Genomic DNA, 19,502 nt, shown 5'->3' on the forward strand with positions numbered 1-19,502 from the left:
TTCCCGCCCTCTCACACCACGCGCACCCCGCGCCGCCACACCCCGCTCACCAGCGGCACGCCCGGCCGGTAGGCGAGGTGGACGTGGCTCGGCGCGTCCAGGAGCACCAGGTCGGCGCAGGCGCCCGGGGTGAGGCGGCCGACGTCGGTGCGGCGCAGGGCCGCGGCGCCGCCCGCGGTGGCCGACCAGACGGCCTCGTCCGGGGTCATCCCCATGTCCCGTACGGCGAGCGCGACGCAGAACGGCACGGACGAGGTGAAGGACGAGCCGGGGTTGCAGTCCGTGGACAGCGCGACCGTCACGCCCGCGTCCAGCAGCCGCCGGGCGTCCGGCCATGCGGCCCGCGTGGAGAACTCGGCGCCGGGCAGCAGCGTCGCAACCGTCCGGCTGTGCGCCAGGGCGTCGACGTCCGCGTCGGTGAGGTGGGTGCAGTGGTCGGCGCTGGCCGCGTCGAGTTCGACGGCGAGCTGCACGCCGGGGCCGTGCGAGAGCTGGTTGGCGTGGATGCGCGGGTGCAGCCCCCTGGCCTTGCCCGCGGTGAGGATCGCGCGGGCCTGGTCGCCGTCGAAGGCGCCCTGCTCGCAGAAGACGTCGATCCAGCGGGCGTGCGGCGCGCAGGCGTCGAGCATCTCGCCGGTGACCAGGGCGACGTAGCCGGCCGGGTCGTCCGCGTGGTCCGGCGGGACGATGTGGGCGCCGAGGTAGGTGACCTCGTCGGTGTGGGCGGCGGCGATGCGCAGGGCGCGGGCCTCGTCCTCGACGGTCAGGCCGTAGCCCGACTTCGTCTCGAACGTGGTGGTGCCCTGGCGGAGGGCCTCGGCGAGGTAACGGGTGACGTTGGCCTCCAGTTCCCCGTCGCTCGCCGCGCGGGTGGCCGCGACCGTGGTGCGGATGCCGCCGGCGCTGTACGGGCGGCCCGACATGCGGGCGTTGAACTCCTGCGTCCGGTCGCCCGCGAAGACGAGGTGGGAGTGGGAGTCGACGAAGCCGGGGAGGACGGCCCGGCCGCCGGCGTCGACCCGGTTGTCAGTGGCGGGTGCTTTCCTGTGATCACCGGTCCACACGACGCGGTCGCCCTCGATGGCGACCGCCGCGTCGTGGACCAGTCCGAGGGGGGAACCGTCACCGAGGGAGGGGTCGTTGGTGACCAGGGCGGCGATGTTGGTGATGAGTGTGCTCGCGGTGCTCGCGGAGTGGGCGGGGCTGACGGTCGTCGCGTTGCTCATGGCGTCCTTGGTGGCCTGGTCGGCGGTGGGGTCGGGTGCGGGGGCGGAGCCGGGCCACGCGGGCGGGCGGCCCGGGGTCATCCGCGCAGGGCTGCGACGGCTTCGGCGAGGGCCCGCGGCACGTCCGGCACGAGCGTGTGCGCCCCGTCCCGTACGACGTGCCGGCCTGCCACGACCGTATGCGACACGTCCGCTGCCGACGCGGCGAATACGGCCGTCTCGGCCCCGAGCCGCGGAAGCGGCCCTGCCGTCCTGACCGAGTCGAGGGCGATCGTCGTGAAGTCGGCGAGCCCACCGGGCTCCAGGGTGCCCGCCTCGTTCCAGCCGAGGGCGGCGTGGCCGTCGGCGGTCGCGGCCCGCAGCAGGGCGGCGGCCGTCCAGTGGCCCCGGGTGCGGGTGCGCAGGCGCTCGTTCAGCTCCATCGCCCGCGCCTCCTCCAGCAGGTCGATCACGGCGTGGCTGTCGGAGCCGAGGCTGAGCGGGGAGCCCTCGTTCTGCAGGGCGGCGGCGGGTCCGATGCCGTCGGCCAGGTCGCGCTCGGTCGTCGGGCACATGCAGGTGCCGGTGGAGCTGGCGCCGATGAGGGAGATGTCCTCGGCGGTCAGGTGGGTGTTGTGGACGCCGGTGGTGCGCGGCCCGAGGACGCCGTGCAGGGCGAGGAGCTGGGTGGGGGTGCAGCCGTGCGCTTCCCGGCAGGCGTCGTTCTCGGCGGTCTGCTCGGACAGGTGCACGTGGAGCGGGGCCCGCCGCTCCTCGGCCCACCGGGCGACGGTCTCCAGCTGGCCGGCGGGCACGGCCCGCACCGAGTGGATGGCCGCACCGATCCGTGCGTGGTCCCGTTCCTTGAGAAGTGAACAGCGTGCGGCCCAGGTGTCGGCGTCCCCGTCGGAGAAGCGGAGCTGGTGCCGGTTGGGCGGCTGCCCGAAGCCGGAGGAGAGGTAGGCGGTGTCGAGGAGGGTGATCCGGATGCCGGCGTCGGCGGCGGCCGCGATCAGGGCCTCGCCCATGGCGTTGGGGTCGGCGTAGGGGGTGCCGCCGGGGGCGTGGTGGACGTAGTGGAACTCGCCGACGGCGGTGATGCCGGCCAGGGCCATCTCGGCGTACACCGCGCGGGCCAGGGCGTGGTAGCTCTCCGGGGTCAGCCGGTCGGCGACGGAGTACATGACCTCGCGCCAGGTCCAGAAGGTGCCGGAGCCGACCTGGGCGGTGCCGCGCAGGGCCCGGTGGAAGGCGTGGCTGTGGGCGTTGGCCAGTCCGGGGAGGGTCAGGCCGCGCAGGGGTTCGGCGCCGGGGGGCGGGGCGGTCACCCCGGTCCGGACGGCGGTGATGCGGCCGCCGGCGGTGTCCAGGGCGACGCCCGGCTCGACGTGGGTGCCGAGCCAGGCGTGTTCCAGCCAGTACGTCTGCGTCACCTGCACGCGAGTCCTTCCAGTACGTCGGCGAGGGCGAGCACTCCGGCCACGCAGTCGTCCTCGGCGGCGAACTCGGCCGGGGAGTGCGAGACGCCCGTGGGGTTGCGCACGAACAGCATGGCGGTCGGGACGCTCCCGGAGAGGATGCCGGCGTCGTGTCCGGCGCCCGTGCCGAGGACGGGGACGGTGAGCTGCGGGTCCCGGTCCTTGCCGAGGATGCGGGCGAGTTCGTCACGCAGGGCGTGGTCGAACTCGACGACGGGGGTGAACGACTCCCGGGTGACCGCGAGTTCGGCCCCGTGGGCGGCGGCGTACTCCCCCGCGGCCCTCCGCACCCCGGCGACCACGGCGTCCAGGCTGTCCTGGTCGGCGGCGCGCGAGTCGAGCCAGCCGCGCACCAGGGAGGGGATGGCGTTGACGCCGTTCGGCTCCACGGCGACCTTGCCGAAGGTGGCGACGGCGCCTGCGAGTTGGGCCTCGCGGCGGGCGGCGAGGACGGTCTCGGCGTAGGCGAGCATGGGGTCGCGCCGGTCGGCGAGCCGGGTGGTGCCGGCGTGGTTGGCCTCGCCGGCGAAGTCGAACCGCCACCGGCCGTGCGGCCAGATCGCGCTGGCGATGCCGAGCCGGTCACCGGACAGGTCCAGGGCCCGGCCCTGCTCGACGTGGAGTTCGACGAAGGCGCCGATGCGGGCGAGCCGTTCGGGGTCGGGCCCGATGGCTTCCGGGTCGTGGCCGGCGGCCTCCATGGCCCGGGGCAGGGTGGTGCCGTCCCCGTCGGTCAGCCGGTGGGCGTCCGCGACGGTGAGCTGCCCGGCGGTGAGCCGGGAGCCGACGCAGGCGAGGCCGAACCGGGCGCCCTCCTCGTCACCGAAGTTGACGATGCCGAGCGGCCTGGTGGGCTCCGCTCCCCTGGCCCGGAGTTCGTCGAGGGCGGCGAAGGACGACACCACACCCAGGGGTCCGTCGAAGGCGCCGCCGTCGGGGACGGAGTCCAGGTGCGACCCGGTGACGACGGCGTCGCCGCGGGCGGGGTCGCCGAGCCAGGCCCACTGGTTGCCGTTGCGGTCGGTCTCGTAGGTCAGCCCGCGGGACTCGGCCTGCTCCTTGAACCAGGCCCGGCAGTCCAGGTCGGCGCCGGTCCAGGCGAAGCGGCGGTAGCCGCCGGAGGCGGAGCTGCGGCCGATCGGCAGCAGCTCCGCCCACATGCTGTGGAAGGTCACGCCTGGTCACCCTCGCGCATCGGGACGCGGACCCCGCGCTCGGCGGCGACGGACTCGGCGATGTCGTACCCGGCGTCGACGTGCCGGATGACGCCCATGCCGGGGTCGTTGGTCAGGACGCGGCGGATCTTCTCCCCGGCGAGCGGGGTGCCGTCGGCCACGGTCACCTGCCCGGCGTGGATCGACCGCCCCATGCCGACGCCGCCGCCGTGGTGGAGGGAGACCCAGGAGGCCCCGGAGGCCACGTTGACCATGGCGTTGAGCAGCGGCCAGTCGGCGATGGCGTCGGAGCCGTCGAGCATGGCCTCGGTCTCCCGGTAGGGGGAGGCGACGGAGCCGCAGTCGAGGTGGTCGCGGCCGATGACGACCGGGGCGGCCAGCTCGCCGCTCGCGACCATGTCGTTGAACCGCTCGCCGGCCTTGTCGCGCTCGCCGTAGCCGAGCCAGCAGATGCGGGCGGGCAGGCCCTGGAAGTGGACCCGCTCCCCGGCCATCTTGATCCAGCGGGCCAGGGACTCGTTCTCCGGGAAGAGGTCGAGGATCGCCTTGTCGGTCTTGGCGATGTCGGAGGCCTCGCCGGACAGGGCGGCCCAGCGGAAGGGGCCCTTGCCCTCGCAGAACAGGGGGCGGATGTAGGCGGGGACGAAGCCGGGGAAGGCGAACGCCCGGTCGTACCCGGCGAGCTGGGCCTCGCCGCGGATGGAGTTGCCGTAGTCGAAGACCTCGGCGCCGGCGTCCTGGAAGCCGACCATGGCCTCGACGTGCCGGGCCATGGACTCGCGGGCGCGGGTGGTGAAGCCGGCCGGGTCCTTGGCGGCGGCCTCGGCCATGTCCTCGAAGGCGATGCCGACAGGCAGGTAGGCCAGCGGGTCGTGCGCCGAGGTCTGGTCGGTGACGATGTCGATGGGCGCGCCCATGGCGAGGAGTTGCGGGACCAGTTCGGCGGCGTTGCCGAGGACGCCGATGGACAGCGGGCGGCGGGCCTCGCGGGCCTCGGTCGCCAGGGCGAGGGCGTGGTCGAGGCTGTCGGCCTTCACGTCCAGGTAGCGGTGCTCGATGCGGCGCTCGATGGCGCGCGGGTCGCAGTCGACGCACAGGGCGACGCCGTCGTTCATCGTCACGGCGAGGGGCTGGGCGCCGCCCATGCCGCCGAGGCCGGCGGTCAGGGTGATCGTGCCGGCGAGGGTGCCGCCGAACTTCTTCGCCGCGACGGCGGCGAAGGTCTCGTAGGTGCCCTGGAGGATGCCCTGGGTGCCGATGTAGATCCAGGAGCCGGCGGTCATCTGGCCGTACATGGTCAGGCCGAGCTGCTCCAGGCGGCGGAACTCCTCCCAGTTGGCCCAGTCGCCGACCAGGTTGGAGTTGGCGATGAGGACGCGCGGGGCCCACTCGTGGGTCTGCATGACGCCGACCGGGCGGCCGGACTGCACCAGCATGGTCTCGTCCTGCTTCAGGCCCTGCAGCGTGCGGACCATCGCGTCGAAGGAGCGCCAGTCGCGGGCCGCCTTGCCGGTGCCGCCGTAGACGACGAGCTGGTCGGGGTGTTCGGCGACCTCCGGGTCGAGGTTGTTCTGCAGCATCCGCAGGGCGGCTTCCTGCTGCCATCCGAGGGCGCTCGGTTCCGTGCCGCGCGGCGCTCGGACGGGGCGGGGTCCGGACATGGTCTGCCTCCTGGGGGTCTCCCGGCGGATGTTGCTGCTTCTATTCACATCCTGAACTTATGAATAAGGCTAGTCAATACATCAGGGGGTCGGCGCGGCCGCGGGGTGGATGTTTGGCTGGACGCATGGGTGCACACAGGGAAACGGACGAGGCGGACGGCTCAGGGGCCGGGCGGGCGGCCCGGCGGGACGAGGCGGTGCGGGCCGCGGTGGAGCAGGGGCTGCTGGGGCCGGACCGGCCCCTGGTGGGACTGCTGGACGTCGCCGGCATCCGGGAGTCGGCGGCGGAGCTGCGGGCGGCGTTCGAGGCGGTGACCGCGCCGGGCACGCCCGTGCTGCACGCCTTCGCGGTGAAGGCGACCCCGCTGGTGCCGGTGCTGCGGCTGCTGCGGGACGAGGGCGTCGGCGCGGAGGTCGCGAGCCCCGGCGAGCTCGCGCTGGCCCGGGCGGCGGGAGTGCCGGCGGAGATGACCGTGCTCGACTCGCCCGCCAAGACACCGGCCGAACTGCGCGAGGCGCTGGACCTGGGCATCGCGGTCAACGCGGACAACCCGCAGGAGCTGGCGCGCATCGACGCGCTGATGCGCACGCGGCCCGGCCGCTCCCCGCTCGGGATCCGGGTCAATCCCCAGGTCGGCGGGGGTGCCATCGAGGCGCTGTCCACGGCGACGGCCACGTCCAAGTTCGGGGTGGCGCTGCGGGACGAGGGGGCGCGGGAGTGGGTCGTCCGGGCGTATCTGGACCGGCCGTGGCTGACCCGGCTGCACACGCACACCGGCTCCCAGGGGGTCCCGCTGTCGCTGATGGCCCGGGGCGTGGCGGAGGCGTACGCGCTGGCGGAGGAGATCAACGGCAGGGCCGGGCGGCGGCAGGTCGACACGCTCGACATCGGCGGCGGACTGCCGGTCAACTTCGCGTCGGAGGCGACGACACCGACGTACGCGCAGTACGCGCGGATGCTGGCCGGGGAGGTGCCGGGGCTGTTCGACGGGCGGTACGGGCTGGTCACCGAGTTCGGGCGGTCCCTGATGGCGAAGCACGGGACGGTGGTGGCCCGGGTCGAGTACGCGAAGACCTCGGGCGGGCGGGCGGTGGCGGTGACGCACGCCGGGGTGCAGGTGGCGGCGCGGACGGTGTACGCGCCGGGCAGCTGGCCGCTGCGGATCGCGGCGTACGACGCGAAGGGCCGGGTCAAGGAGGGGCCGGCCGTGGTGCAGGACGTCGCCGGTCCGGCCTGTTTCGCGGGGGACCTGCTGGCGCAGGGGCGGTCCATGCCGCTGCTGGAACAGGGGGACTACGCGGCGGCGCTGGACACGGGGGCGTACTACTTCGCGCACCACTACGGGTACAACTCGCTGGTGCGGCCCGGGGTGTACGGGTTCTGGCCCGGGGGGCGGTTCGCGGTGGTGCGGGAGGCGCAGACCGTGGCGGAGGTCGTCGCGGAGTCCGGCGGGGCGCAGGTGGACGCGTTGGCCTGAGTGCCGTGGGAGCGGGGTGGGAGTGCCGTGGCGGGGTGGCCGCGGGGGCGTGGGGGCTGATCGCGCGGTTCCCCGCGCCCCCGAGGCGGCGTGTCCCCGCCGTCGATCAGACGAGGGCCGGCGCCTTCCTCCGCGTTCCGCCGGGGGCCGGGCTCTTCCTCCGCGTTCCGCCGGGGGCCGGGCTCTTTCTGCGCGTGCCGCCCGGGGCCGCGTCGCCCGCCGCGATGCCCGTGCTGCGGAACGCCTTGACCCGCTTGCCCGTCGGGCGGGCCACCCCCGCGCGCAGCCAGTCCACGCGGACCCACAGCAGTACCTCGTCGGCGCGTTCCCGGCGGCCCAGCCAGGCCGCCTTCACCCACAGGCCCACGGCGCAGCCGGCCATCAGCATGCCGCCCGCCGCGGGCAGCACGAGGGAGGTGCCCAGGGCGGCCAGGAAGGCCAGGAGCAGCCACCAGCGGTGCGCGCGGCGCCAGTTGCGTGCCGTGACCGCCCGGTCCTGGAGCACGTCGTGCTTGGCGGCGCGGGCCGCCGAGGCGGCCAGGGCCGTGTAGCGCTTGCGGCGCGCCACGGCGACCACGGCCGCGGCCACGAGGAAGAGGGCCGCCCCCGTCAGCACGCCGATCCGGCGGCCGGTGAGCCCTTCGGGCAGCAGGCCGACGCCGGCCGCCAGGACCCCCAGCCACCACAGCGGGGCGGCACCCGCCCGCACGACGACGGCCACCCGGGCCAGTCCATGTCCTCCGCGCATGTCGATCAGCCTCCGTCCGGTACCCGAAGCGTCTGAAGAGTGTTGTAGGAGAAGGACGTTAGCGGCGCAACGTGAGACGAGGATGAGAAGCCGGGAGCGGGCGCCGTCAGTCGACGAACAGGCCCCGTGCCGCCGCCTTGGCGTCGAACTCCTCCAGCCGGGCCTGGGCGTCGGGCAGGTCGTCGCACATGGCCTCCAGCAGCACCCGGCCCAGCAGCATCGGGGCGCAGGCCGTGTCGAAGGCGAGGCCGGTGCCGACGGCGGCGGGGAGGAGCAGGTCGGACACCTTGGCGACGGGGGCGAAGGCGGAGTCGGCGACCGTGACGACGGTCAGGCCGGTCTCCCTGGCGTGCGCGAGGGCGTCGACGACCTCGCGGGGATGCCGGGGAAGGGCGAAGCACAGCAGCGCCGAGGCACCGGCGCGGACGGCGGCGTCGACGCGGTCGGCGAGCATCGTGCCGCCCTCGTTGAGGAGCCGCACGTCGGGGTGGACCTTGGCGGCGAAGTAGGCGAAGCCGTGGGCCTGGGCGGCCGCCGCCCGCAGGCCCAGGACGGGCAGCGGACGGGAGGCCGCGAGCAGACGCCCCGCCCGTCGCACCGGCCCGGGGTCGGCCAGTGCCTCCGCCAGGTGCCGCAGGTTCTCGATCTCGGCCTCGACGGCCTGCTGGTACTCGTTGGCCGTCCCGGTCTCCCCCGTGGGTTCCACGGGGGAGACCTCGCGCAGGTGGCGGCGCAGGGCGGGGTAGCCGTCGAAGCCGAGGGCGACGGCGAAGCGGGTCACGGAGGGCTGGCTGACACCGGCCAGCTCGGCGAGTTCCACGCTCGACAGGAACGGCACGTCGGCGGCGCGGCGCACCATGCTGTGCGCGATGCGCCGCTGGGTCGGCGTCAGCCGGTGCCCCTCGAAGAGCGCCTGCAGCCGCGCGGCAGGGCTGTCGGTCGCGCTCATGGCGTGCTCCCCCTCGCCTATTCAGTAGCTGAGGATTCTGCATGAGCATATGCAGGGCGGCAAGCGGCGGCGGGCCCGGCGGTGCCGCGGCTGCCGCGCGGACCCGGGCCGGGGCGGCCCCCGCACCGGCAGCCCACCGCCCCGACAGGGGGGCTAACCCCAGTGCGGCCCCCGGCCCGGCTCCCTACCGTGAACGGTATGAGCGGAATCGACGCCCGGGACACCGAGCTGAAGAAGGAACTCGCCGCCACGCTGCACGCCCGCAGCGAGCTGGGCGAGGAGTTCGAGCCGGCGCTGGTGGACTCGTTCCTGGAGAAGGTCGACCAGCGGATCGACGGGGCCGTGGAGCGCCGGGTGCGCCGGCAGCTGGCCGAGCAGCAGATGCAGGAGGCCCGGGACTCCCGGACGCCGAGGGCGACGGACACCTGGGGCGAGCGCTTCGGCTTCGGGATCGTCTCCCTCGTCCTCGCGGTGCCGCTGTCCGCGATCGGCGGGGGCGTGGCCCAGCTGCCCGGTCTGCTCACCGCCTGGGCGGGCATCGTCGGGGTCAATGTCGTGCAGGCCGTCCGGACCAACCCGGGCCTGTTCGGCCGCCGCGCGTCCTCCCGCGGGAGCGACTGGGAGGACTGAGGGCGCCCGGCGGTCAGGCCTGCCGCGTCGGCAGGGCCACGATCTGCCGCAGGTTGACCCGGCGCGGCCGGCTCGTGGCATAGGCGACGAGGTCGGCCAGTTCCTCGGCCGACAGCGCGCCCACCGCGTCCAGCATGCCCTCCACTTGCCGGGACAGCTCCGCGTCTGAGATGTGGGTGCGCAGCTCGCTCTCGACGAAACCGGGCTCGATGTTGGTGACCCGGACGTCCCGCGGCCCGAACTCCCCGCGCAGGGCCTCCGACAGGTAGGTGACGGCCGCCTTGGTGGCGCCGTACACCGCGTAGTTCGGGAAGCTCATGTGCGCGGCGACCGACGAGATGTTGACCAGGTCGGCGCTGCGGCCGGCCTCCGCCGCGCCCACCAGGTCGGCGGTGAAGGCGCCGGTGACGCGCAGCACCCCGGCGACGTTGGTGTCGAGCATCCGCTGCCACTCGTCGGCGCGCCGGGCGTCGACGGGGTGCGGCAGCATCACGCCGGCGGCGTTCACGACCAGGTCGGCGGGTCCGTACGCGGCGTGGATCCGCTCGACGGCGTCGGCGACGGACCTCTCGTCGGTGACGTCCGCGGCGACGGCCAGGGCCTGCCCGCCGTCGGCCCGGATCTTCCCGGCGAGGGCCGCCAGGCGTTCCTCGCGCCGGGCCAGCAGCGCCACCCGGGCGCCCTCGGCGGCCAGCAGCACCGCGACGGCCTCGCCGATGCCGCTCGCGGCTCCGGTCACGACGGCGGTGCGGCCGGCCAGGTTCTCGTACGCCATGGGATCTCTCCTCGGTGGGGCCGGGGCCTGTCCCCGGCTTCGCCCACCACGTTCGGCCGGATCGGCCGCCGTACCCAGGGCGACGGTTTTCCTGGGTCCGGCAGTACCAGGTTCGCCGGGCCCCGGGCGCCTACCCTCGAAGGCATGGACGGAGAACTGGGAGACTTCCTGCGCTCGCGCCGTGCCCGGATCCGCCCGGAGGAGGTGGGGCTGCCCTCCTACGGCCGCCGCCGCGTCCCGGGGCTGCGCCGCGAGGAGGTGGCGCAGCTGGCGGGGGTGAGCGTCGACTACTACGTGCGCCTGGAGCAGAGCAGGGGGCCCGGCGGCCCTTCCCGGACCAAGGCGGGGGGCGTCTCCGACGCCGTGCTGGACGCGATCGCCCGAGTGCTGCGGCTGGATCCGGCCGAGCGGGAGTACCTGCGGGCGGTGGCCCGGCCGCACCGGCACGGCGGGAGCGGTCCGGTCGTCTCCGGCGTGCGCCCGGGGGTCCGGCTGATCCTGGACGGCATGGACCGCAACCCGGCCTACGTGCTGGACCACCGGATGACCGTCCTCGCCTGGAACGCCCTAGCGGACGCCCTGCTCGGCTTCGAGGGGACCGGCCCCGGGGACCGCAGCCTGCCGCGCCGGCTCTTCCTCGACCCGGCCTCCCGCGACCTGCACCCGCGCTGGTCCGCGATCGCCGAGCAGACGGTGGCGCATCTGCGCCTGAACGCGGGTCACCATCCGGGCGACGCGGCCCTCGGCGAGCTCGTCGGGGAACTGACCCGGGACAGCGAGGACTTCCGCCGCCTGTGGGCCGACCACCCCGTCGCGCCCTGCGACCACGGCGTGAAACACCTGCGGCACCCCGTCGCGGGTCCGCTCACCCTTCCGTACGAGACGCTCACCGTCCCGTCGGCCCCGGACCGGACGATCGTGGTCTACACCCCGGAACCGGGCTCGGAGACGGCGGAGCGCCTTGCGCTGCTGGGGAGTTGGGCGACCAGCCGTACCGGCTGACGGCGGCGCGTGCGGCGGGGCGCGGTGAAGGGATTGCGCGGGGACCGCCGCACCCCCGTGAACGGGGGGCGGGACGACGGCGGTCCCCGCGAAGGACGCGGACCTGGTCAGGGCCGGGCCCCCGCGTCCGTGGCGTCGGTGGAGGTCCGGGAGCCGCTCCGGAGGTCCGTGACGCCTACGGCGCCGGCCGGGGCGGGGAGCCGCTCCCGCCCTGCCGACAACCACCACTGTGCAGGGCCCGTGTTAAGCGGGTGCTGCGCCGACGTGACGCCCTCGTACCACTTGCGCGACGCCCGCGAAGATCGCGGACGTCACACGTTCACCCGGTACGCGGGCCGTTCACCTCGCGTCGGCCGTCACTTCCCGCCGCGGGCGAGGAACGACAGCAGGTCCTGCCGGCTGACCACCCCGGTGGGCTTGCCCTCGACCAGGACGATCGCCGCGTCGGCCTTGCCGAGCACGGCCATCAGGTCCGCGACCGGCTCACCGGAGCCGACCTGCGGCAGCGGGGCGGACATGTGCTTCTCCAGCGGGTCGTCCAGCGAGGCGCTCTTGCTGAACAGGGCGTCCAGCAGTTCGCGTTCGACGACGGACCCGACGACCTCGGCGGCCATCACGTCCGGGTGCCCGGCACCCGGCTTGACGACCGGCATCTGCGAGACGCCGTACTCGCGCAGCACGTCGATGGCCTGACCGACCGTCTCCTCCGGGTGCATGTGGACGAGGGAGGGCATGCGGTCGCCCTCCTTGTCGGCGAGGACGTCGCCGACGCGGGCGCTCGGTCCGGTGTCCTCCAGGAAGCCGTAGTCGGCCATCCACTCGTCGTTGAAGATCTTGCTGAGGTAGCCGCGTCCGCTGTCCGGCAGCAGCACCACCACGACGTCGTCCTCGCCGAGCCGCGCGGCGACCTCCAGCGCGGCGACGACCGCCATGCCGCAGGAGCCGCCGACCAGCAGGCCCTCCTCCTTGGCCAGGCGGCGGGTCATCTGGAAGGAGTCCTTGTCGGACACGGCGACGATCTCGTCCGCGACGGTGCGGTCGTAGGCGGTGGGCCAGAAGTCCTCACCGACGCCCTCGACGAGGTACGGGCGGCCGGAGCCGCCGGAGTAGACGGAGCCCTCCGGGTCGGCGCCGATGACCTTCACCCTGCCGTCGCTGGCCTCCTTGAGGTAGCGGCCGGTGCCGGAGATGGTGCCGCCGGTGCCGACGCCCGCGACGAAGTGGGTGATCTTCCCCTCCGTCTGCTCCCACAGCTCGGGACCGGTGGAGTGGTAGTGGGAGAGCGGGTTGTTCGGGTTGGAGTACTGGTCGGGCTTCCAGGCACCGGGCGTCTCACGGACCAGCCGGTCGGAGACGTTGTAGTAGGAGTCCGGGTGCTCGGGGTCCACCGCGGTGGGGCACACCACGACCTCGGCGCCGTAGGCGCGCAGCACGTTGATCTTGTCGGTGCTCACCTTGTCGGGGCACACGAAGATGCACTTGTACCCCTTCTGCTGGGCCACGATGGCCAGGCCCACGCCGGTGTTGCCGCTGGTGGGCTCGACGATCGTGCCGCCGGGCTTGAGCGCGCCGCTCTCCTCGGCCGCCTCGATCATGCGCAGGGCGATGCGGTCCTTCACCGAACCGCCGGGGTTGAAGTACTCCACCTTGGCCAGGACGGTCGCCCTGATGCCCTTGGTCACGCTGTTGAGCCTCACCAGCGGGGTGTTGCCGACGAGGCTGATCATCGAGTCGTGAAATCGCACCGTTGTCTCCGGATGCCGCAAAAGTTTCGGTCGTAGTGGTGCCGCCAGCCTATGACCTCGCCGTCGCCCGTGACGGTCGTTCACTCCCCGTTGAGATTCGGCGACCCCCTGTACGGGGCAAGCACTGGGTACGGGTTCGAGGAGGTGGCGGCGACGCATGTCGAACATGTCGAGGGCGAGGGTGGCCCGGCGGATCGCGGCCGGCGCCGCGTACGGCGGCGGCGGGATCGGTCTGGCCGGGGCGGCCACCGTGGGGCTGGTGCTGGCGGAGGTCCAGCTGGCCCGGCGCCGGGTGGGCAACGGCACGTCGGGGCACGTGCCGAACGCGGACGGGCTGTACGGCCGCACGTACGCCGTCTCCTCCGAGCTGCCGCCGCTGCGGCTGACCATGCTGGGTGACTCCACGGCCGCCGGGCAGGGCGTGCACCGGGCCGGGCAGACCCCGGGGGCGCTGCTCGCCGCGGGTGTCGCGGCACTGGCGGAGCGTCCGGTGGAGCTGCGCACGGTCGCGCTGCCGGGGGCCCGGTCGGACGACCTGGACCGCCAGGTGGCCCTGGTGCTGGCCGGCCCCGGCCCGGTGCCCGACATCTGCGTGATCATGATCGGCGCCAACGACGTCACCCACCGCATGCCCCCGACCCGCTCGGTGCGCTGTCTGGCGTCGGCGGTGCGGCGGCTGCGCACGGCCGGTGCGGAGGTCGTCGTGGGCACCTGTCCCGACCTGGGCACCATCGAGCCGGTCCGGCAGCCGCTGCGCTGGCTGGCCAGACGGGCCTCCCGCCAGCTGGCGGCCGCCCAGACGATCGGCGTGATCGAGCAGGGCGGCCGCACGGTGTCCCTGGGCGACCTGCTGGGCCCGGAGTTCGCCGAGAACCCGCGGGAGCTGTTCGGCCCGGACTACTACCACCCGTCCGCCGAGGGCTATGCGACGGCGGCGATGGCGGTCCTGCCGACGGTCTGCGCCGCGCTCGGCCTGTGGCCGGCCGACGAGGAGCGTCCGGACGCCTCCCGCCGCGAGGGCTTCCTGCCGGTGGCGCGGGCGGCCGCGGAGGCCGCCGCGGAGGCCGGCACGGAGGTCGCGGCGGCGATGCCCACCGGCCCGCGGGGCCCGTGGGCCCTGCTCAAGCGGCGGCGCCGCCGCCGGGTGCCCGAGCAGGAACCGGCGCCCGCCACGCCCACGGTCTGACGTCCGGGCGGCCACCGGGACAAAGCAAGCGCTTAGAAAACTGCGGCCAGGGTCACACCGCGACACCCGTGACCCAGCCCATACGTACGGGTAACTTCCCAGTCAGCCCCGCCAGACCACCCGGTACGTCAATGGAGCCGTGATGCCCGAAGCCGTGATCGTCTCAGCCGCCCGCTCCCCCATCGGCCGCGCCGTCAAGGGCTCCCTCAAGGACCTCCGCCCGGACGACCTCGCCGCCACGATCGTCCAGGCCGCCCTCGCCAAGGTCCCCGAGCTGGACCCGAAGGACATCGACGACCTGATGCTGGGCTGCGGCCTGCCCGGCGGCGAGCAGGGCCACAACCTCGGCCGCATCGTCGCGGTGCAGATGGGCATGGACCACCTGCCGGGCTGCACCGTCACCCGGTACTGCTCGTCCTCCCTGCAGACCTCCCGCATGGCCCTGCACGCCATCAAGGCGGGCGAGGGCGACGTCTTCATCTCCGCGGGCGTCGAGATGGTCTCCCGCTACGCCCACGGCAGCTCCGACATGCCGGGCACCCACAACCCGCTCTTCGCCGAGGCCGAGGCCCGCACCGCCGCCACCGCCCAGTCGGAGGGCTCCACCTGGCACGACCCGCGCGAGGACGGCCTGCTGCCCGACCCGTACATCGCGATGGGCCAGACCGCAGAGAACCTGGCCCGCGCCAAGGGCGTCACCCGCCAGGACATGGACGAGTTCGGCGTCCGCTCGCAGAACCTCGCCGAGGAGGCCATCAAGAACGGCTTCTGGGAGCGCGAGATCACCCCGGTGACGCTGCCCGACGGCACGGTCGTCGCCAAGGACGACGGCCCCCGCGCGGGCGTGACCCTGGAGGGCGTGCAGGGCCTGAAGCCGGTCTTCCGCCCCGACGGCATGGTCACCGCCGGCAACTGCTGCCCGCTGAACGACGGCGCCGCCGCGCTCGTGATCATGTCGGACACCAAGGCCCGCGAGCTCGGCCTCACCCCGCTCGCCCGGATCGTCTCGACCGGCGTCTCCGGCCTCTCCCCCGAGATCATGGGCCTCGGCCCGGTGGAGGCGAGCAAGCAGGCCCTGCGCCGGGCCGGGCTGACCATCGGCGACATCGACCTCGTGGAGATCAACGAGGCGTTCGCCGCCCAGGTGATCCCCTCCTACCGCGACCTGGACATCCCGCTGGAGAAGCTGAACGTCAACGGCGGCGCCATCGCCGTCGGCCACCCCTTCGGCATGACCGGCGCCCGCATCACCACCACGCTCATCAACTCGCTGCAGTTCCACGACAAGCAGTTCGGCCTGGAGACCATGTGCGTCGGCGGCGGCCAGGGCATGGCCATGGTCATCGAGCGCCTCAGCTGAGCGCCGCACCGTAGCCGCCTCGGCACCCACCGTGAGGGCGTGGCCCAGAACCCGGGAAACCCCTGGGTTCTGGGCCGTTTTGTGATCCAATCTCCCCCAGGATGTGACCTATCTCCCTCTGCCCAGGCAGAAGCCCAGGTCACGGCAGCCCCACCCCCTCCCCCGAGACCGAAGCCCTGTCCGTTTCGTGACGTTACGCACTGACAGATGGTTAGTCCGCCCTTCAAGCTGATGTAGGAAGTCGGGGGTCGACTTTGAACCGGGAGTACGTCAGTGAGCGCCATGCCGATCGCGTTGCTGGTCACCACGGCCGCCACGGGCGCCGTGGGCGTCGCCGTCCTGCGCACCGTTCTGCAGCTGCGCCGGCAGGTCGCGGCCCTGCACACCGCGCTGGCCGAGAACCGCGCCGCCACCACACGCGCCCTGCTGCCCGCCGCCCGTAACGCCGACACCGACGAGATACGGGCCGCGGTCGCCGCGGCGCTCGCCGAGGAGCGGGAGCGGGAGCTCGCCGAGGCGCGGGCCTTCTGGGCCGCCCAGGAGGCGCGTGACGCCTCGGACGCGCCGTCCCTGCTGGGCCTGGCCGAGACCGATCTGTTCCTGCCCCGGCAGGCCGACTTCGCGGGCCTGGAACCGGTCGCCGAGTCCGGCGCCGACACCGACACCGACGAGCCGAGCGTGCGGGACACGCCCTCCGAGTCCGCCGAGCTGGCCGCGGCCCGTCGCCGCCACCCCTCCCACCCGGACTTCGTGCCGAACCCGTCGCCGGTCGCGGGCGACCACGAGCGCACGGTGGCCACCCTGGAGGAGCTGGCCGCCTCCCGGGTCCAGCTCACCGACGTCCGCCCGGGCCCCCTGGGCACCCTGGACGTCTACGTCTTCGCCGACGGCACGACCCTGTGCATGACGCCGGGGCACCGCGAGACGGCGGAGCGTCTGGCGGCGGCCCTGCGCGCGGGCGAGACCCCGACCCTGCTGGGCGGCTCGGGCATCTCCGGCGCGTACACGCTGACGTTCGAGTGCGGCGAGGAGAACGTCTACATCTTGGCGGACCGGGTCATCGCGTCGCTGTAGGGACCCGACCCGTCAGGGGCGCGGTCACACCCCGGCCCGCTTCTGGGCCTCCTCGACCAGCCGCACCGCCTCGTCGACCTCGGCGTCACCGGGAACCACCACGGCCAGATCGTGCGCGGCGACCATGATCTGATCTGCGGCCGCGAACATCCCCGCGTCCGGCATCTCCCGGGGCTCCATGCCCTCCAGGACCTGCGCCCTGCGAGCCAGCTCCCGGGCCAGCCCGAGAGCCTCGGCCGCAGCGCCCCGCTGCAGCCGGCTCTGGGGCGCGGCCCTCAAACGATCGGCGAAGTGATCCACCGCACGGGTCAGAGGCTTCGTATCCACCACGCCGCGAGCGTACGCGTCGTACCGGGACTGTTGCCAACGGGCGAACACTCAGGCACGGTGACCTGAAGGACCGGCTTACATCCCAGCGTCCGGAGGCGCCGATGTCCCAAGTCTTCTCCGAAGAGACCCACCGCAACATGCTCGCCCGCATCCCCCACTGCACCGGTCGTGAGATCTCCGACTGGTTGCGCACCGTCGAAGAAGGCCCGGCACTCTTCCGTTTCGAGGAAAAGGTCAGCTGGCTCCGGCACGAACACAACCTGGCGTACGGCCACGCCAAGGCGATCATTCACGAGTACGACCTGAGGAGGGCGGCGCGCAAACTGCTCTAGGCGCGCAACCGCTCCGGGCGCGCGCCCGCCCGGACGACGACGAAGGGCCCCGGCCGGAGCCGGGGCCCTGCGCGCACGACGGGTCGGAGGACTAGTCGTTGCTGTTGAGGATCGAGATGAGCCTCAGGAACTCGAGGTAGATCCAGACCAGCGTCAGCGTCAGGCCGAAGGCGGCGAGCCAGGCCTCCTCGCGCGGGGCGCCGTAGGCGACGCCGTCCTCGACCTGCTTGAAGTCCAGGGCGAGGAAGCAGGCACCGAGGATGATGCCGATGACGCCGAAGACGACACCGAGGGCACCGCTGCGGAAGCCGAGGCCGTCACCGCCGCCGAACACCGCGAACAGCAGGTTCACGGTCATCAGCAGGATGAAGCCGAGCGCGGCCGCCATCACGAAGCCGTAGAAGCGGCGGTTGACGCGGATCCAGCCGGCCTTGTAGGCGATCAGCACACCGGCGAAGACCGCCATGGTGCCGATCACGGCCTGCATGGCAGCACCGTCGGCGATGCGGTTGTCGACGATGTTGGACACCACGCCGAGGAAGACACCCTCGAACGCGGCGTACGTCAGGATCAGCGCGGGCGAGGCCTTGCGCTTGAAGGACTGGACGAACGCCAGGACCATGCCGATCAGCGCGGCGCCGATGCCGATGCCGTAGCTGCGGCTGATGTTGGCGTCGTCGACCGGCAGCAGGGCCCAGGAGAGCGCCGCGGTGAGGACGAGCACGCCGAGCGTGGTCGCCGTGCGCAGGACGACGTCGTCGATGGTCATCCGGCCGGTGGTGGCCGGGGCCTGCGGCGGCGCGCCGAACTGCTGGTCCTGCTGGGCGTAAGGGTTCTGCGCGTAAGGGTTCTGCGCGTACGGGTTGCCCGTCGGCTGCTGCGCGTACGGGTTGCCCTGGGTGGCGACAGCGGGACCCCCGGCCTGCGGCGCGGTGTTGAAGCCCGCGTAGCCGTTGTCGCGGCTGAACCCCCGTCGCGAGAAGACCGGGTTTCTGCTCCTCATTTCACTCCTCCATGGCCACACTGCGTGGCCTTGGCTCAAGAGTAATAGGTAGGCAAAGGAATGACCCTACTGCTTGGGGAGGATCTTTCCCTCGTCGTGCAGCGCAACACGCTACGCCGCTTGCTGATTCCCCTCACCGGAGGGGGTCATTCACCCTCAGGCCAGGGGGAAGCCCGTGTACGCCTCCGCGAGGTCCGTTTCGGCGGCGCGGGAGGAGGCGATCCGTTCCAGCCGGGCGAGCTGGAGCCGGTCCTCGAAGGGCGTGGCCCCGGGGAGGCGGTGCAGCAGGGTCGTCATGTCGTAGGAGAACCGCTCGGCCTGCCAGATCCGGCGCAGGCAGGTGGCGGAGTAGGAGTCGAGCAGCTCGGGTGAGCCGGTCTGCTCCAGGTGGACGAGGGCCCGGGCGAAGGTGACGACGTCGCCGACGGCGAGGTTCAGCCCCTTCGCGCCGGTCGGCGGGACGATGTGTGCGGCGTCGCCGGCCAGGAAGAGGCGGCCGTGGCGCATGGGCTCGTGGACGAAGGAGCGCATGGGGGTGACCGACTTCTGGGTGATCGGGCCGCGCGCCAGGCGCCAGGCGTCGGCGGTCTCGAAGCGGCGCTCCAGCTCGTCCCAGATCTCCTTGTCGCCCCAGGCCCCCGCGTCGGTGCCGTCGGGCACCTGGAGGTAGAGGCGGGAGACGGACGGCGAGCGCATGGAGAGCAGGGCGAAGCCGCGGTCGTGGCGGGCGTAGACCAGCTCGTCGTGGGAGGGCGGCACGTCGGCGAGGATGCCGAGCCAGCCGAAGGGGTACGTCCGTTCGAATACTCGGGTGAGCTCAGCGGGGATCGCCCGGCGGGAGACACCCCAGAAGCCGTCGCAGCCGACGACGTAGGAGCACTCCAGGACGTCCTCGCGGCCCTGGTGCCGGAAGCGAACGCGCGGGGCGTCCGTGTCCACGCCCTCGACGGCCAGTGCCTCCGCCTCGAACAGCAGCGGGCCGCCCTCCTCCAGCTGGAGGGCGATGAGGTCCTTGCAGACCTCGGTCTGGGCGTAGACCGTCACGGACCGGCCGCCGGTGAGGCCGGGGAAGTCGACGCGGTGGCGCCTGCGGTCGAAGCGGAGTTCGATGCCGTCGTGGCGCAGGCCCTCGCGGTCCATGCGCGCACCGGCGCCGGCCGCGCGCAGCACGTCCACCGTGCCCTGCTCCAGGATCCCGGCGCGCTGCCGCCGCTCGACGTAGGCGCGGTCGTGGGTCTCCAGGACGACCGCGTCGATTCCGGCGTTGCGGAGGAGCCGGGCGAGGAGGAGGCCGGCGGGTCCCGCTCCGATGATGCCGACGGTGGTGCGCATCGGGCGCCTACTCTCTCGGGTCCCCGGGGCCCGTCCTTT

Annotated in this window: 18 protein-coding genes; 7 read left to right on the forward strand and 11 right to left on the reverse strand. The window is 73.5% G+C overall.

The window, feature by feature from the left end; genetic code table 11:
- Positions 1-11: 11 nt before the first annotated feature.
- Genes hutI through hutU form a run of 4 tightly spaced genes read right to left on the reverse strand, consistent with a single transcriptional unit; the run spans position 12 to position 5,519 of the window.
- Positions 12-1,307 carry an imidazolonepropionase gene (gene hutI / locus ACF07N_RS25785; protein WP_392117160.1) on the reverse strand — a complete coding sequence of 432 codons (1,296 nt, stop codon included), beginning with the start codon at positions 1,305-1,307 and terminating at the stop codon, positions 12-14.
- A complete protein-coding gene (locus ACF07N_RS25790; RefSeq protein WP_392117163.1) occupies positions 1,304-2,644 on the reverse strand; it encodes a formimidoylglutamate deiminase in 1,341 nt (446 codons plus the stop codon). The genes hutI and ACF07N_RS25790 overlap by 4 nt, the downstream gene beginning before the upstream one ends.
- Positions 2,635-3,858 carry an allantoate amidohydrolase gene (locus ACF07N_RS25795; RefSeq protein ID WP_392117165.1) on the reverse strand — a complete coding sequence of 408 codons (1,224 nt, stop codon included), beginning with the start codon at positions 3,856-3,858 and terminating at the stop codon, positions 2,635-2,637. Before ACF07N_RS25795 ends, ACF07N_RS25790 begins: the two co-directional genes overlap by 10 nt.
- Positions 3,855-5,519, reverse strand: a complete 1,665-nt coding sequence (gene hutU, locus ACF07N_RS25800) for a urocanate hydratase (RefSeq protein ID WP_392117168.1) — start codon at positions 5,517-5,519, stop codon at positions 3,855-3,857. Before hutU ends, ACF07N_RS25795 begins: the two co-directional genes overlap by 4 nt.
- Positions 5,520-5,644: 125 nt before the next feature.
- On the opposite strand from hutU, the gene ACF07N_RS25805 reads away from it, so the two are divergent.
- Complete coding sequence (locus ACF07N_RS25805) at positions 5,645-6,997, forward strand: diaminopimelate decarboxylase (RefSeq protein WP_392117171.1); 1,353 nt, start codon at positions 5,645-5,647, stop codon at positions 6,995-6,997.
- 106 nt (positions 6,998-7,103) lie between these two features.
- Here ACF07N_RS25805 and ACF07N_RS25810 read toward each other — a convergent pair whose 3' ends face one another.
- Positions 7,104-7,745, reverse strand: a complete 642-nt coding sequence (locus ACF07N_RS25810; protein ID WP_392117174.1) for a hypothetical protein — start codon at positions 7,743-7,745, stop codon at positions 7,104-7,106.
- A 106-nt stretch (positions 7,746-7,851) separates the two neighbouring features.
- A complete protein-coding gene (locus ACF07N_RS25815; RefSeq protein ID WP_392117177.1) occupies positions 7,852-8,694 on the reverse strand; it encodes a MurR/RpiR family transcriptional regulator in 843 nt (280 codons plus the stop codon).
- A gap of 198 nt (positions 8,695-8,892) precedes the next feature.
- Between ACF07N_RS25815 and ACF07N_RS25820 the strand changes: the two genes are divergently transcribed.
- Positions 8,893-9,324: a hypothetical protein gene (locus tag ACF07N_RS25820; protein ID WP_392117179.1), complete on the forward strand. Its 432-nt coding sequence runs from the start codon at positions 8,893-8,895 to the stop codon at positions 9,322-9,324.
- Between the two features lie 13 nt (positions 9,325-9,337).
- Here the strand turns inward: ACF07N_RS25820 and ACF07N_RS25825 are convergent, their stop codons facing one another.
- Positions 9,338-10,099 carry an SDR family oxidoreductase gene (locus ACF07N_RS25825; RefSeq protein ID WP_383330090.1) on the reverse strand — a complete coding sequence of 254 codons (762 nt, stop codon included), beginning with the start codon at positions 10,097-10,099 and terminating at the stop codon, positions 9,338-9,340.
- A 144-nt stretch (positions 10,100-10,243) separates the two neighbouring features.
- Here ACF07N_RS25825 and ACF07N_RS25830 point away from each other — a divergent pair, with 144 nt between their 5' ends.
- Positions 10,244-11,101 (forward strand): helix-turn-helix transcriptional regulator, encoded by an 858-nt coding sequence (locus ACF07N_RS25830; protein WP_383330087.1) that lies wholly within the window; start codon positions 10,244-10,246, stop codon positions 11,099-11,101.
- A 356-nt stretch (positions 11,102-11,457) separates the two neighbouring features.
- Here ACF07N_RS25830 and ACF07N_RS25835 read toward each other — a convergent pair whose 3' ends face one another.
- A complete protein-coding gene (locus tag ACF07N_RS25835; RefSeq protein WP_383330084.1) occupies positions 11,458-12,846 on the reverse strand; it encodes a cystathionine beta-synthase in 1,389 nt (462 codons plus the stop codon).
- Positions 12,847-13,003: 157 nt separating this feature from the next.
- Here ACF07N_RS25835 and ACF07N_RS25840 point away from each other — a divergent pair, with 157 nt between their 5' ends.
- From ACF07N_RS25840 to ACF07N_RS25850, 3 genes are all read left to right on the forward strand, one after another.
- Positions 13,004-14,032, forward strand: coding sequence for an SGNH/GDSL hydrolase family protein (locus ACF07N_RS25840; protein ID WP_383330081.1), 1,029 nt, complete (start codon positions 13,004-13,006; stop codon positions 14,030-14,032).
- A gap of 142 nt (positions 14,033-14,174) precedes the next feature.
- Positions 14,175-15,392 carry an acetyl-CoA C-acetyltransferase gene (locus ACF07N_RS25845; RefSeq protein WP_383330078.1) on the forward strand — a complete coding sequence of 406 codons (1,218 nt, stop codon included), beginning with the start codon at positions 14,175-14,177 and terminating at the stop codon, positions 15,390-15,392.
- A gap of 273 nt (positions 15,393-15,665) precedes the next feature.
- Entirely contained in the window at positions 15,666-16,466 is an 801-nt protein-coding gene (locus ACF07N_RS25850; RefSeq protein ID WP_392117183.1) for a hypothetical protein, read from the forward strand.
- A gap of 24 nt (positions 16,467-16,490) precedes the next feature.
- On the opposite strand, the gene ACF07N_RS25855 is transcribed toward ACF07N_RS25850, so the two are convergent.
- On the reverse strand, positions 16,491-16,796 hold the full coding sequence (locus ACF07N_RS25855) for a hypothetical protein (protein ID WP_383330072.1): 306 nt from the start codon (positions 16,794-16,796) through the stop codon (positions 16,491-16,493).
- 101 nt (positions 16,797-16,897) lie between these two features.
- On the opposite strand from ACF07N_RS25855, the gene ACF07N_RS25860 reads away from it, so the two are divergent.
- Entirely contained in the window at positions 16,898-17,128 is a 231-nt protein-coding gene (locus ACF07N_RS25860) for a DUF4287 domain-containing protein (RefSeq protein ID WP_059424410.1), read from the forward strand.
- A gap of 91 nt (positions 17,129-17,219) precedes the next feature.
- On the opposite strand, the gene ACF07N_RS25865 is transcribed toward ACF07N_RS25860, so the two are convergent.
- Together ACF07N_RS25865 and ACF07N_RS25870 are read right to left on the reverse strand one after the other, a co-directional pair.
- On the reverse strand, positions 17,220-18,131 hold the full coding sequence (locus ACF07N_RS25865) for a Bax inhibitor-1/YccA family protein (RefSeq protein WP_383582466.1): 912 nt from the start codon (positions 18,129-18,131) through the stop codon (positions 17,220-17,222).
- Positions 18,132-18,287: 156 nt separating this feature from the next.
- Positions 18,288-19,463: a 4-hydroxybenzoate 3-monooxygenase gene (locus ACF07N_RS25870; RefSeq protein WP_392117188.1), complete on the reverse strand. Its 1,176-nt coding sequence runs from the start codon at positions 19,461-19,463 to the stop codon at positions 18,288-18,290.
- Positions 19,464-19,502 lie beyond the last annotated feature (39 nt).

Source organism: Streptomyces sp. NPDC015242, from assembly GCF_043079125.1.
GTDB lineage: Bacteria > Actinomycetota > Actinomycetes > Streptomycetales > Streptomycetaceae > Streptomyces.

Excerpts from the sequence above, each read along its gene's own strand:
- hutI (WP_392117160.1), bottom strand. The coding sequence starts at position 1,307 with ATGACCCCGGGCCGCCCGCCCGCGTGGCCCGGCTCCGCCCCCGCACCC.
- hutU (WP_392117168.1), bottom strand. The coding sequence starts at position 5,519 with ATGTCCGGACCCCGCCCCGTCCGAGCGCCGCGCGGCACGGAACCGAGC.
- ACF07N_RS25805 (WP_392117171.1), top strand. The coding sequence starts at position 5,645 with ATGGGTGCACACAGGGAAACGGACGAGGCGGACGGCTCAGGGGCCGGG.
- ACF07N_RS25810 (WP_392117174.1), bottom strand. The coding sequence starts at position 7,745 with ATGCGCGGAGGACATGGACTGGCCCGGGTGGCCGTCGTCGTGCGGGCG.
- ACF07N_RS25815 (WP_392117177.1), bottom strand. The coding sequence starts at position 8,694 with ATGAGCGCGACCGACAGCCCTGCCGCGCGGCTGCAGGCGCTCTTCGAG.
- ACF07N_RS25820 (WP_392117179.1), top strand. The coding sequence starts at position 8,893 with ATGAGCGGAATCGACGCCCGGGACACCGAGCTGAAGAAGGAACTCGCC.
- ACF07N_RS25825 (WP_383330090.1), bottom strand. The coding sequence starts at position 10,099 with ATGGCGTACGAGAACCTGGCCGGCCGCACCGCCGTCGTGACCGGAGCC.
- ACF07N_RS25830 (WP_383330087.1), top strand. The coding sequence starts at position 10,244 with ATGGACGGAGAACTGGGAGACTTCCTGCGCTCGCGCCGTGCCCGGATC.
- ACF07N_RS25840 (WP_383330081.1), top strand. The coding sequence starts at position 13,004 with ATGTCGAACATGTCGAGGGCGAGGGTGGCCCGGCGGATCGCGGCCGGC.
- ACF07N_RS25845 (WP_383330078.1), top strand. The coding sequence starts at position 14,175 with ATGCCCGAAGCCGTGATCGTCTCAGCCGCCCGCTCCCCCATCGGCCGC.
- ACF07N_RS25860 (WP_059424410.1), top strand. The coding sequence starts at position 16,898 with ATGTCCCAAGTCTTCTCCGAAGAGACCCACCGCAACATGCTCGCCCGC.
- ACF07N_RS25865 (WP_383582466.1), bottom strand. The coding sequence starts at position 18,131 with ATGAGGAGCAGAAACCCGGTCTTCTCGCGACGGGGGTTCAGCCGCGAC.
- ACF07N_RS25870 (WP_392117188.1), bottom strand. The coding sequence starts at position 19,463 with ATGCGCACCACCGTCGGCATCATCGGAGCGGGACCCGCCGGCCTCCTC.